The organism is Streptomyces sp. ISL-66 (assembly GCF_018614135.1).
Taxonomy (GTDB): Bacteria; Actinomycetota; Actinomycetes; order Streptomycetales; family Streptomycetaceae; genus Streptomyces.
This window is the reverse complement of sequence record NZ_JAGGOW010000125.1, coordinates 12,999-25,285: the sequence shown is the minus strand read 5'-3', so window position 1 is coordinate 25,285 and position 12,287 is coordinate 12,999. Positions and strand designations below refer to the sequence as shown.

10 protein-coding genes are annotated in these 12,287 nt (G+C 69.9%); 6 read left to right on the top strand and 4 right to left on the bottom strand.

Going from position 1 to position 12,287, the window contains the following annotated elements; genetic code table 11:
* The first annotated feature begins 20 nt into the window (after positions 1-20).
* The 3 genes from J7E97_RS23695 to J7E97_RS23685 are packed head-to-tail and all read left to right on the top strand — an operon-like array spanning position 21 to position 2,847.
* Positions 21-944 (top strand): sugar ABC transporter permease, encoded by a 924-nt coding sequence (locus J7E97_RS23695; RefSeq protein ID WP_308346757.1) that lies wholly within the window; start codon positions 21-23, stop codon positions 942-944.
* On the top strand, positions 941-1,825 hold the full coding sequence (locus tag J7E97_RS23690; RefSeq protein WP_215030735.1) for a carbohydrate ABC transporter permease: 885 nt from the start codon (positions 941-943) through the stop codon (positions 1,823-1,825). Before J7E97_RS23695 ends, J7E97_RS23690 begins: the two co-directional genes overlap by 4 nt.
* 44 nt (positions 1,826-1,869) lie before the next feature.
* The gene (locus J7E97_RS23685) at positions 1,870-2,847 is read left to right on the top strand and encodes a hydroxyacid dehydrogenase (protein WP_215030866.1); all 978 of its coding nucleotides are present in this window, start codon (positions 1,870-1,872) and stop codon (positions 2,845-2,847) included.
* A 97-nt stretch (positions 2,848-2,944) separates the two neighbouring features.
* Here J7E97_RS23685 and J7E97_RS23680 read toward each other — a convergent pair whose 3' ends face one another.
* From J7E97_RS23680 to J7E97_RS23670, 3 genes are all read right to left on the bottom strand, one after another.
* Positions 2,945-5,308, bottom strand: a complete 2,364-nt coding sequence (locus J7E97_RS23680) for a family 20 glycosylhydrolase (protein WP_215030732.1) — start codon at positions 5,306-5,308, stop codon at positions 2,945-2,947.
* Positions 5,309-5,415: 107 nt separating this feature from the next.
* The gene (locus tag J7E97_RS23675) at positions 5,416-6,321 is read right to left on the bottom strand and encodes a helix-turn-helix domain-containing protein (RefSeq protein WP_215030730.1); all 906 of its coding nucleotides are present in this window, start codon (positions 6,319-6,321) and stop codon (positions 5,416-5,418) included.
* A 192-nt stretch (positions 6,322-6,513) separates the two neighbouring features.
* Positions 6,514-7,329, bottom strand: coding sequence for a class I SAM-dependent methyltransferase (locus J7E97_RS23670; protein ID WP_215030728.1), 816 nt, complete (start codon positions 7,327-7,329; stop codon positions 6,514-6,516).
* A gap of 316 nt (positions 7,330-7,645) precedes the next feature.
* Here J7E97_RS23670 and J7E97_RS23665 point away from each other — a divergent pair, with 316 nt between their 5' ends.
* Together J7E97_RS23665 and J7E97_RS23660 are read left to right on the top strand one after the other, a co-directional pair.
* The gene (locus J7E97_RS23665) at positions 7,646-7,888 is read left to right on the top strand and encodes a hypothetical protein (RefSeq protein WP_215030887.1); all 243 of its coding nucleotides are present in this window, start codon (positions 7,646-7,648) and stop codon (positions 7,886-7,888) included.
* Between the two features lie 338 nt (positions 7,889-8,226).
* Positions 8,227-8,925: a nucleotidyltransferase domain-containing protein gene (locus J7E97_RS23660; RefSeq protein WP_215030724.1), complete on the top strand. Its 699-nt coding sequence runs from the start codon at positions 8,227-8,229 to the stop codon at positions 8,923-8,925.
* Positions 8,926-9,043: 118 nt separating this feature from the next.
* Here J7E97_RS23660 and J7E97_RS23655 read toward each other — a convergent pair whose 3' ends face one another.
* Entirely contained in the window at positions 9,044-9,871 is an 828-nt protein-coding gene (locus tag J7E97_RS23655) for an IS5 family transposase (protein WP_215030719.1), read from the bottom strand.
* 515 nt (positions 9,872-10,386) lie between these two features.
* Between J7E97_RS23655 and J7E97_RS23650 the strand changes: the two genes are divergently transcribed.
* Entirely contained in the window at positions 10,387-11,991 is a 1,605-nt protein-coding gene (locus tag J7E97_RS23650; RefSeq protein ID WP_215030716.1) for an FG-GAP-like repeat-containing protein, read from the top strand.
* Positions 11,992-12,287: the final 296 nt, after the last annotated feature.

Sequence of the window (12,287 nt, the reverse complement as noted above, 5' to 3'; positions counted from 1 at the left end):
CACACCAAGAAGGAGCACCGGTGGCAGCACCACTCGCTCGTACCGCGCGCGTCTGCGCGCACAGGCCAGGCCAGGGCAGGGCGGTGGCCACCTTCCTCCTTCCGTTCTTCCTGCTCTTCATCGCCGTCCTCGTCCTGCCCATCGGCTACGCGGTCTGGATGAGCTTCTTCTCGGAGCGCTCCTCGGGCCTGGGCTTCGGCGGCACCGAACGGTTCTTCAGCGGGCTCGGGAACTACGCGAAGGCGCTGACCGATCCCGGTTTCACGTCCTCCTTCCTGCACGTGGCCGCGTACTGCGCCCTCTACATCCCCGTGATGACCGGCACCGCACTCGCCCTGGCGCTGCTCGTCGACTCGGCGGCGGCCAGGGCCAAGCGCCTCGTACAGTTCGCCGTCTTCATGCCGCACGCCGTGCCCGGACTGATCGCGGCGGTCATCTGGATCTACCTGTACACCCCCGGCCTGAGCCCGGTCCTGGAGTGGATCGAGGCGGCGGGCGGCAGCTGGGACTTCTTCTCCGCGGGAAGCGTCCTGCCCTCCCTGGTGAACGTCGCGGCCTGGCAGTGGATCGGCTACAACATGATCATTTTCTACGCCGCGCTCCAGGCCGTGCCCCGCGAGGTCATCGAGGCCGGCGTCATGGACGGCGCGGGAGGCCTGCGCATCGCCCTGCGGATCAAGCTTCCGATGATCCGCTCCGCGGTTTCCCTCACCCTCCTGTTCACGTGCGTCGGCGTCGTCCAGATCTTCAGCGAACCGATGCTCCTCGCCCAGCGGGCGGGCTCGATGGGCTCCGACTGGTCTCCGATGATGTTCATCTACAAGGCGGCCTTCGAGCGCCACGACTACGGTCTCGCCTCCTCCGCCTCGCTCCTCATGGCCCTCGTCGCGGGCACCCTCTCCTACGTCGTCACCCGGATCGGAAAGCGAGGTGGCTCGGCATGAGCGCACGGACGACCCCCGCCACGCCGGCCCGGCGGCGCCGGAGCAGTGGGGCCGTGGCCTCGAAGGCCGTGGTCAATGCCGTGCTGTTGGTCGCGGTCCTCTACACCCTCATGCCGCTGACCTGGCTGCTGATCGCGGCCACCAAGAACCAGGCCGACCTCTTCGGGACCGCCGGCTTCAGCTTCGGGGAGTTCCACCTCCTCGACAACCTCGAAGCGGTGTTCACCTACGACGACGGCATCTTCGGACGCTGGCTGCTCAACAGCCTGCTCTACTCGGTCCTCGGATCGCTCGCCTCCTCGCTCATCAGCGTCGCGGCCGGCTACTGCTTCGACAAGTACGAGTTCCGCGGCAAGGGCCCGCTCTTCGGCCTCATCCTGATCGGCACCCTCGTACCGAGCGTCGTCATCACCCTCCCGCAGTACCTCCTCGCCTCCGAGATCGGACTCGTCAACACCTACTGGTCCGTTCTCGTCCCGTGCCTCGTGAACCCCTTCGGCGTCTACCTGGCCCGGGTCTTTTCAGAGGGCTACGTCCCGGGCGAGGTCCTGGAAGCCGCGCGCATCGACGGAGCGGGCGAACTGCGGATCTTCCGCTCGATCTCGCTGCCCATGCTGATGCCCGGATTCATCACCCTCTTCCTCTTCTCCTTCACCGCCAGTTGGAACAACTTCTTCGGCCCGCTGGTCATGCTCAACGACCACCACCTGTACCCGGCGGTCCTCGGCATCTACAACTGGAACCAACTGGTCGTCCAGAACCCGGAGTTGTACGCACTCGCGATCACCGGATCCCTGGTGACCGTGATCCCCCTCGCCATCGCGTTCATCGGCCTGCAGCGCTTCTGGCGCGCCGGACTCACCGCGGGAGCCGTCAAGTGAACCGCAAGCCCCACAAGCCCCACAAGCCCCACACCGTCCTCGCCATGGACCGGAACACGAAGGACGCCCTCCTCGACGGGCCCGCCCTGGCCCGGCTGGGTGCCGTGGCCCGGCTCGATCCCGCCCTCCTGGTCACCGACTTCGCCGCCGCCGACCCCGCCCCGCTGCGCGACGCGGAGGTCCTGCTCACCGGCTGGGGCTGCCCGCCGCTCACCGAGGAGGCGCTCGCCCTCCTGCCCGCGCTGCGCGCGGTCGTCCACACCGCCGGTAGCGTGAAGGGGCTGATGACCGAGGCCGCCTGGCGGCGCGGGCTCCACGTCACCAGCGCGGCCGAGGCCAACGCCCGGCCCGTCGCCGAGTACACGGTGGCCGCGATCGTCTTCGCCAACAAACGGGTGCTCGCCACCTCCCGGGCCTACCGCGAGGCCCGCAGCCAGCTCGACCCGCTCGTGCTGTACCCCGGCATCGGCAACTACCGCCGGACCATCGGCGTCATCGGCGCCTCGCGCATCGGCCGCCGCGTCATCGCGCTCCTGCGCTCCTACGAGGCTCACGTGCTGGTCCACGACCCGTACCTGGCCCCGGAGGAAGCGAGGGCCCTGGGGGTGGAACCGGTCCCCCTGGACGAGCTGATGGGCCGCAGCGACGTGGTCACCGTCCACGCGCCGCAAACCCCCGAGACCCGTCACCTCCTCGACGGGGCGCGCCTCGCGCTCATGCGCGACGGCGCCACCCTCGTCAACACCGCCCGGGGGTCCCTCGTCGACACGCGGGCACTCACCGCGGAACTGGTCTCCGGCCGACTGCACGCCGTACTCGACGTCACCGAGCCCGACGTGCTGCCTCCGGACTCGCCGCTCTACGAGCTGCCGAACGTCCTGCTCACCCCGCACATCGCCGGGTCCCTCGGCAACGAGCTGGGACGGCTCTCGGCCAGCGCCGCCGAGGAGCTGGAACGTTACGCCCGCGGACTCCCCTTCGCCCACGCCGTCCACCGCGGGACCCTGGCCCGCTCGGCCTGAGCACACCGCCACCGGCCGGCCTCACCCCACCGGACGAGGAGGAAGCGGCCGGCCCCGGAGGTCCGGGGCCGACCGCTCCTGTGCGTGGTGCCCGCCGTCAGCCGATCTGCCAGCGCTGGTAGACCGAAGCGCTGCCCGGCTGTTGGCTGGCCAGGGCGCCGTCCGCGCCGGAGGCGGTGGTCAGCCGCAGCGAGCTCTTCTTGTTGGTCACCGCGTACTCGCCCGCGCCGAGCGCCGTGATCAGCCAGCGCTGGCTGTCGGCGGCGCCGCAGGTGGCCTGGACCACGGCCGCGCCGGCGGCGGTGGAGCCGCCCGCGACGTCCGCGCAGAGGCCGGAGGAGCCGTTGACCATGGTGTAGCCGCCGTCGCCGTTGAGGTTCAGCTTCCATTGCTGGTTGGGTCCGCCGTGCGGGGTCCACGTGATCAGCTGGGTCCCGGAGGAGGTGGAGCTCGCCGGGTCGTCGAGCGCCTTCCCGGCTGCCGTGAGCGTACGGGTCCCGCTCAACTGGCCTCCGTACACCTCGAATTCGTACAGTGAGTAGCCGTAGGTGGTGCCCCGCTGGGTGGCGTTCACGCGGATGTAGCGGCCGGACCCGGACAGCCCGGTCAGGTCCTGGACCCCGCCCGCGCCGGTCGTCGTGGAGTAGGCGGTGCGCCAGGTGGTCCTGTCGTCCGAGAGCTGGATCTGGAAGGCCTTGCCGTACGCGGCCTCCCAGCGCAGGACCACCCGGTTGACGGCTTGGCCGGACCCGAGGTCGACCTCCAGCCACTGCGGGTCGGCGTAGGCGCTCGACCAGCGGGTGCCGGGGTCCCCGTCGGTCGCCAGCGGGGCGGGGAAGGCGGCGGTCTCGGTACTGGAGGCGGTGGTGGGGCGGTTGAGGGCGAGATTGCCCGGCTGCGAGGTGCCGGGCCAGGCGGGGTGGTGGCCGATCGCGGCCACGATCGGGGTGAACGCGGCGTAGGTGGCCACCGGCTTCGGCGAACCCCAGGTCTGCTGGGCGAGCGCGCGCAGCGGGTACATGATGCCGGCGGCGACCTGGGTCTCCGTCTCCGCGTTCGGGCTGTCACACCACACGTGGATCAGCGACCCGGGGTTCTTCGCCCCGTCCGCGAGGACGTTGCCGCCCTCGAAGGTGTCCGGTGTCCAGCTCTCGTACATCCACTTGGTGTCGGGCTTCGCGCCCCCGAGCACGTAATAGGTCGGCGTCCAGGACGCGTTGGCGACCTTGTGACCGGCCGCGACCAGCTGTTGCGGGGTGAGACCGTAGCGGTACCAGTACTCGACGAGGATGGCCGCGTTCGGAGTGACGGTGCCGTCGCCGGCCTTGATGCCGTCGTTCCACATCCGGGTGGTCTTGCCGGCGGCCCGGACCAGCGCGTCCGCCCAGTTCACGTACCCGTAGTAGGTGTCCTTGGCGGTGGCGTTCGCGCCGTAGTGGGCGCGGGCGTAACTGAGCAGCTGCGGATACCTGTTGTAGTCCGTGACGTACTCGTCCGCGCCGATGTGCCAGTACGCCGCCGGGAACAGCGGCAGGTACTCGGTGATCAGGTCCTTGATCAGTGTGTACGAGGCGGGCAGCGAGAGGTCGATGAACTCGGCGCTCGCCGTGCCCGAACCGTCCTTGAGCCTGAGCTCGGGGTGGGCGGCCAGGATCTGGTTCATGTGCCCCGGGGTGTCGATCTCCGGCACGATCGTGACGTGGTACTTCTGCCCCAGCGCGACCAGGTCGGCGATGTCCTGCTTGGAATAGTGGTCGGCGGAGACGATCTCGGGGTGGGTCGCGCTCTCCAGGCGGAAGCCGAAGGTGTCCGAGACGTGGAAGTGGAAGTAGTTGAGCTTGAGGTACGCCAGTTCCTTGATGTGCTGTTTGACCCAGTCGACGGTGAAGAACTTCCGGCCCTGGTCGATCATGAGCCCGCGCTCTGGCTTCGTCGGCCAGTCCACCGCCGTACCGGCCGCCACCGAGGCGGACTGGTGCAGCAGTTGCAGCACGGTACGGGTGCCGTAGAACGCTCCGGTGTCGGTTGCCGCCTGGATGGCGACGCTCTGTCCCACGGTCATCCGGTAGCCCTCGGCGGGCAGCGAACCGTCGCCGAGGCTCAGGCCGATGTCGCCGGGGGAGGCGGTCCCCGTGACGACGGCCACGGAACGCCCGGCCAGCGTGCCCAGGTCTTCCGCCAGCGTGGCCGCCTCGTCTGAGAGCTGGGCCGTGTAGGCGGGATCCACGACGATCCGGCTGGTGCTCGTGAAGCCGTACGTGCCGCTGCCGGCCGTCCACTGGCGCAGCGCGGGCACGGTCTGCGGCGCCCCGGCGGCAGCGACCGGGTCGAAGGCCGGGACGGAGGCAGGGACGGAGGCAAGGGCGGCGGCGGGGGCCGAAGCCGAAGCGGTGGTGGCACCGGGTAGGGAGAGCGCGGCAACCGCTAAGGCGGAGGCGGTCAGGAATCTGAGCAGGCGCATGGCCAGTCCCCAGGTGTGGTGGGTGTCGGGGAGTGCATGGGTGTGTCTCCCCCCGGCCGTGACTGCCGGAGGGAGTGGCCAAAGTGCAGCGCAGGAGCCTGTCTATGTCAAGAGATGCTTGAAACTCCGTCCGAGCGAGCATCATTGAGCAGTTGCTGGTCGGAATCGGCCACCAGACCCGACAGCAGCCGCAACGCCGCATCGGACGGCGAATCCTCGGGAGCGCTGAAGAGCAGCATCCGGTGGCCGGTTCCGTCGGCCACGTGAAGGTTCTCGAACTCCAGGGTCAGTGGACCCACGGCCGGATGGTGCAGAGACTTCGTCCCCACGGTGCAGTCCCGTACCGGGTGCTGGGACCAGAGCGCCGCAAAATCGGGGCTCTGCAGCATCAGCGAGCCGATCAGCTCGGCGAGCGCGCGGTCCTCGGGATTGCGGCCGGCGACCAGCCGCAGGGCGGCCAGGGCGACGCGCGCCTCGCCCTTCCAGTCGGTGTACAGCTCCCGGGTGTGCGGGTCGAGGAACAGCATGCGCGTCAGATTGGGGCGGGCGGCCGGATCGTCCGGGCTCGCCGGGTCGAGGTGCCCGGCGAGCAGTGCGTGGCCCAGCGGATTCCACACGAGCACGTCGTTGCGCCCGTCCAGTGCGACGGCAGGGATCTGTGGCATCGCCGCGATCAACCGGCGCGTCGTGGGGCGCGCGTGCTCCGGACGCGGGGACCGGGCCCGCTTGGCCTTGGGCGGCCGGGCGAGATCGCGTAGGTGCGCGTGCTCGTCCGGACTCAGGCGCAGGGCGCGGGCGAGTGCGTCGAGGACGCTGTCCGAGGCGTTCGTACTCTGCCCCTGCTCCAGGTGCGTGTAGTACGTGATGCTCACGCCGGCGAGCAGCGCGAGCTCCTCGCGGCGCAGCCCGGGCACGCGCCTACGGGAGCCGGGCGCCGCCAGTCCGACGTCCTCCGGCTGGAGCCGGGCGCGGCGGTTGCGAAGGAATTCGCCCAGGCCAGTGGGTGTGTCCATGGGTTCCAGTGTGCCGGGCGGGCCCGGGAAACGGGCCGGACGAGGGTGGCCCTGGCAGTGCTAGTCTCCCCGGCACCACCACAGCCAGGGCTGGGGTAACTCCCGTCGTCCGGGCCGGAGTCGCCATCCGGAAGCCGGCGGACCGCAGGGTGGACCACAGCGCGGACCGCAGCGGGTGGGGTCGGGGTCCGCTCAGAGCGCGAGCGCCGTGGTGATCACCAGCGGTGGCCTCGCCCGCTCCGCCGCCCAGCTGCGGGCGGCGGCGAACTCCGCGTCGACGAGGCCGAGCGCCTCGTCCACGGTCGGCCGGATCTGTACGACGTCGCGGAATCCGGCGCGCGCCAGCAGCGGCGGGTAGACGTACACGGGCCAGGCGTGGTTGGGCATCTCCTGCCAGGTGCCGTCCGTGCGCCGCAGCCGTACGACCAACTCCTCGCCCGGACCGTACCGTTCGCCCGGATCACCGATGCGCAGCGAGGCGTACTCGATACCGCCGCAGGCGGGGTCGGTGGCCAGCAGGACGAACGGGGCCCCCGGACGCAGCAGTCGGCGGATCTCCCGGAACACCGCGAGGACCGCCTCCTGCGTCGGGAGCGACGCCAGTACGTGATTGCACATCACCGCGTCGGCGCTGCCGTCCGCCAGACAGGGGGTGCGGCCGTCCGCGACCAGGTGGTACTCGGCCACCGCGGTCCCGGAGCGGCGGGCCAGCTCCAGCATCTCGGGGGAGGCGTCCACGCCCAGGACCCGCGATCCGAGCAGCCGGGCCGCGTGGTCGGCGACCTTGCCCGGCCCGCATCCGTAGTCCACCAGGACGTGACGGCTGTCGATCCGCCCGGCCAGGATCCGGAAGACGAAGGGGTACCCGAGGAGCCAGTCGGTGGCCGCCTCCACGGCGGCGAAGGCCTGCGCGCCCTCCGGCCCGGACCACGCGACGCGCTCCTCCTCGCCGTCACGGCCCTCGCCGCTCGCTCCGCCGTGTCCGGTTCCCGCTGACGAGTCGCTCACCGCTCCACTATCGGGCCCCGCCGGTCCGGGCGGCTCAGTACGACACGGCGGCAATGTAGGGATACGGTGCCCGGCCAACGGCGCGGCGTGGCCCCGTCCGAGGGCGGCCGCGAACGCGGACGCGACGCGAGAGGCGTGGGGAACGACGGACCTCGCCGAGGTGGTCGAGGTGGTCGACGCGCTGCGGGAGCCGGCGCGGGAGCGGCCCGGCGTGCCCTGGTCGAGTACGGTTCCGGCGGGTGGACGGCGGACGGCTCCGAGTGCTGGAAGAGCTACCACAAAGGCGACCCCTGAAGCGGCCCGCTGCTACCCGGCCATGGCCGACGGCTCCGGCTTCAGCATGAGCGGGGCGCCGCTGGTGAAAGCCGGCTGCGCGGGTTGGAAGCGGCTCTGGTCCACTTTCTGTGGAGGCTCACGGAAAGTGATGTTGTCGGGTGATCAGCGGCAGGAACTGATCGACTTGCTAGGGGTGATGGCCGAAGCGGATTCTGACCCGGCCCGACGGGAGTTCCTGGAGGGGTTCCCGGAAGGGTTCGGGCTCGTCGAGGACGGGTCCTGAGTGGGCTTTCAGGAGGGTCCGGCAGCGAGGTGATCAGCCGCAGGAGAGTGTTGCGGCTGACCGGCGCTCCGAAGACACGGGCCATCCGGGCACCGGCACGGCTGGCCAAGGCGAGGCCGATGGACGCGAGGGCTGGGCGCAGCCGCTCGGTCCGCCATCCATACCGGCGGGTGAGGCCTGGTACCTGCTCGGCAAAGTCCGCCGAGGGCAGGAATTCTCGGTGCAGGGAAACCGGCGGACCTTCAGAGACAACACCACACGTTGGCCGGTAGTCGGAAGATCACGAGGAAACCGCAGGTACGAACCGCGGGACCGACGCCGGCGCATACGCTGCGATCATGGATGACCCCGTGCTCACCGCCCGCGAACTGGTTCGGGACCGATTTCCCGCCGCCCGGGCGGCCTTCCTCGCCGGCAGCGTGCTGACCGATCGCCGGACGCCCACATCTGATCTGGACGTCGTGGTCCTCTTGGACGGGCCGCCCGCCCCCAGCCGGGAGAACCTGGTGTACCGCGGCTGGCCGGTGGAGCTGTTCGTGCAAACGGAGGCCGTCTGGCACGGCTTCGCCGACCAGGAGACCGCAAAGCGGAGTTCCCCGCTGCTCGCCATGTGTGCTGACGGCCTGCTCCTGGTAGACGCGGATGGGCTGGGTGCTTCGCTTCAGGACGAGGCGCGAAGGCGTTGGGCCGTGGGCCCCCCGCCGCTGTCGGTCCGTGAGCGTGACTACCAGCGGTACGTCCTGACCGACTTGCTTGATGACCTGCGTGGCTGCGCGGACCTTGCAGAGCGGGTGTACTTGGTCTCGCACATGCTGCAGCGCGCCTCGGAGCTGGTCCTGCTGGTCGGCGGGCACTGGCTCGGTGGAGGCAAGTGGTTGTCGCGGCGGCTGGCTGCGGCCGACCCCCGGGTGCACCGCGCGTTGTCCGAAGCCGCCGCGCAGGCGATCGCCGGGGACGTGAAGGTCTTCGCCGCGGTCGTGGCAGAGGTGCTAGACCTGGCTGGCGGCCCGCTGTGGGACGGGTATGCCATCCGATGAGTCGATCGGGCGGGGATCACACCACCCAGGAGTACGGACTGCGATCAGCCTTTGTTGCGAGCACTTAGAGGGCGTTTCATCCCGTTGTTTGATCCCGGATTGCCGGGTTGAGTGCGATTCACAGACTGCGCCATGTGGGGGTGGATTCGGCGGTGATTCTGCGGGTCATGAGGTTGATCATCGCGAGGTGGATCATGGCTTCGGAGCGGTGGGAGTGGGCTTCGTAGTCGCGGGCCAGGCGGCGGTGGTTCATGAGCCAGCCGACGGTCCAGCGACGGGGCAGGACGGTGAATCCCCTGGTGGTGGGGTCGCGGCGGACGATGTGCATGTCGATGCCGAGGGTCGCGGCATGCTCGACGAGGTGCTGGCGGTAGCCGCCGTCGACCCAGGTCTTGCGGACGGTGGGATGCTCGGCGGCAATCCGGTCGATGAGGGTCTGGCCGGCGATCGAGTCCTGCACACTCGCCGCGGTGACCACGACCGCCAGGAGGAGTCCGACGGTGTCGATGACGATGCTTCTTTTACGTCCGACGATCTTTTTGCCCGCGTCGATGCCCTGTTCGCAGGCGGGGACGTTGGTGGAGGTCTTGATGCTCTGGGAGTCGATGACGCAGGCGGTCGGTTCCTCCTCCCGGCCCTCCTGCCTGCGGACTTGGCGGCGCAGGAGGGTGTTGAGCTGGTCGAAGACGCCTTCTTCCTGCCAGCGGGCGAAGTACGCGTAGACGGTGTTCCAGTGCGGGTAGTCGTGTGGCAGGTAGCGCCAGGGAATGCCGGTCCGGTTCACGTACAGGACGGCGTCGAGCAGGCTCCGCAGGTCGTGGTCCGGTGGCCGTCCGATGTCCAGGCCACGGCCGCGGCGCTCGGACCGCCAGGCGGTCAGGACCGGCTCGACCAGCTCCCAACGCGCATCGGACAGATCGCTCGGGTATCGGCGGCGTTCAGGCATGGTTCCGGGCTACCCAACCGGCACAGGCGCGCGGACCGGCGCCCGAAGCACACAGGGGGAAACCCGGCGCCCTGGGATGAAACAGGAGGAGGAGGCCCAAGACACCCGCCGGGACACCACTCCCACACCTTGCATCACATCTGCCTCAACAGCCCCGGTCCACCGCAGGAGCAGACCATCACAGAAACCACTAAATCTGTTGTAAACGCCCTCTTATGGTGGAGGTCCCGCGTCGCCGGGCCACCGAGGTCGGGCCAGCCGAGGCGCCGGGCGCGGGTGCCGCCACGCGGGCGCGCCCACCAGCGCGCCGGTGATGACGAGGGCCAGGAAGTGTCCGCCTCGCTCCGCTCAGCGGCGCGTGTCGTATGGTGGCCCGGTTTTGTGATCTCCATTCCAAAGGCTGGTCGATGAGAAGAATGCGCCTGGCGCGTATGATGTCCGGACTGACATTGGTGGCAGGACTGTTTGTGGGGGCAGTATCCCCGGCGGCTGCCGCCGGCGGTGCGGAAAACCCCGTGAGTGTGGTCTCGTACAACGTCTGCGGTGGATGGCAGGACTGCCAGAGTCCGCTGGCTTCTACTCCCGGGAAGACCCCGCAGGAGCGGGCCGGCGACTGGGCGGATGACGCGATCACCCGGGCCCGGCTCGCCGGTACCGACTTGATCATGCTTCAGGAGATGTGCAAGGGCCAGTACGACGCCCTGCTGCCGAAGCTCGCGGGCTACGCGGGGTACTTCTCGAGTAAGAAGACGTACGGCGGCTGCGGCGCGTGGGGGTCTGACGAGTCCCTGGGTCAGGTCGTCCTCTTCCGAGGGGCCACCTCCGGTCAGATCAATGGCAGTTCGGTCGAGGTGACGGCCGAGGACACCCGGCTTGCGGTATGCGCCAAGGGCCCGCTCGCCGGTCGGCACGCGTTCGCCTGCAGTGTGCACCTCTCTCAGAGCACAGCCTCCGGCGACATGCACGAGCTGATGGACCACATCCAGGCTCAGGCCGGCGGGGCGTCGGTGATCGTGGCGGGGGACTTCAACCACAGGCCCGCGGACATCAATCCGGCACTCGCGGCCGGTGTGCGCGTCAGCGGCACGCTCGCCGAGGCGGACGCGACGCTCAACCAGCCGACCACCGGGTGGGATTCCCAGAGCCAACCGCCGCGGTACACGAAGAAGTTCGACCACGCCTTCTTCAGCACCGAAGACTTCCACTCCCCGTCCGCGGCCGTCGAGGACCCGCAGCTGACCAAGGTGAAGGATCACGCGTTGCTGCGCGCCTTCGCCGTCCCGCGCAAGCCCGTTCCCGGCGACCTCACCGGCGACGGGCGGCCTGACCTGCTCGCGGTGCGCAAGGACGGTGCACTGCGCCTGTACCCGGGTGCCGAAGGCGGCAGGTTCGGCTCCGCCCAGGTGCTCGCCACCGGCGGCTTCCTCGGGGCGGTGGTGAGCCACCGGGGCGACTGGACCGGAGACGGCCGCGAGGATGTCCTGGCCCGCATCGGCACCGAGCTGTACGTGTACCCGAATGCCGGAGGCGGCACCCTCGGCTCACCGGTGACCATCCCCAACCGCGAGAACCAGTGGGGCACCGTCAAGCCCCGCGCCGTCGGTGACTACGACGGCGACGGCCGCCCGGACATCGTCGTCCAGGGCGCCTCGGGCCTGTGGCTGCACCGTGGCGGAGATCCGGCGACCGGCCCGTCGCTTCCCTACAGCGCGGTACGGATCGGCGGCGCGGAGTGGGCGTACGACGGCAACCTCGACATCCTCGCCCCCGGCGACACCGGCAAGGCCGTCGGCGAGCCCGATGGCGTGAAGCGGGCGGACCTGTGGGTCCGTGACCGGATCTCCGGCGAGGTACGGGAGTACCGCAGCAACGGCACCGCGGAGCTGACGACTCCACGCACCCTCGCCGGCGACACATGGACCGCGGCGCAGCGCCCGGTGGCCGTCTCGCTCGGCGACGGCGACGGCGACGGCCTGGCCGATCTGTGGATCACCACGCGATACGACGCGCAGACCGCTACGGGCGGGGACCTGTACTTCCGCCCCGCCACCATCGACAACTGGGGCACGCCCCTGGAGGTCGGCACCGGAGGCTGGTCCTACATCGAGTCCCTCTCCTGACAGCCCGGCTGCGCGAAGGCCTCCAGTCTGCCCGGTGCGACATTCGAGCGCCCCTGACGCGGACAACCAACCAGAGCACGGTCGACCGGAACCGCGCTCTGGCCTGCCTCGGGGCGAGCCGCGGCCGTCTGGGAAGACGTGTGACAAGTACCCTCTGGCTACCTCAAACCAAGGGCCTGGGATGGTGTCCCGTGGAGTGGTGTAGCTGATCTTGGCTGGGATGTGCGCCGTCCTGGTGCTCCCGCGTGCATCGGCTGTGGGTGAATGCTCCCTGAGAATGGGGCAGGCCACCGTGC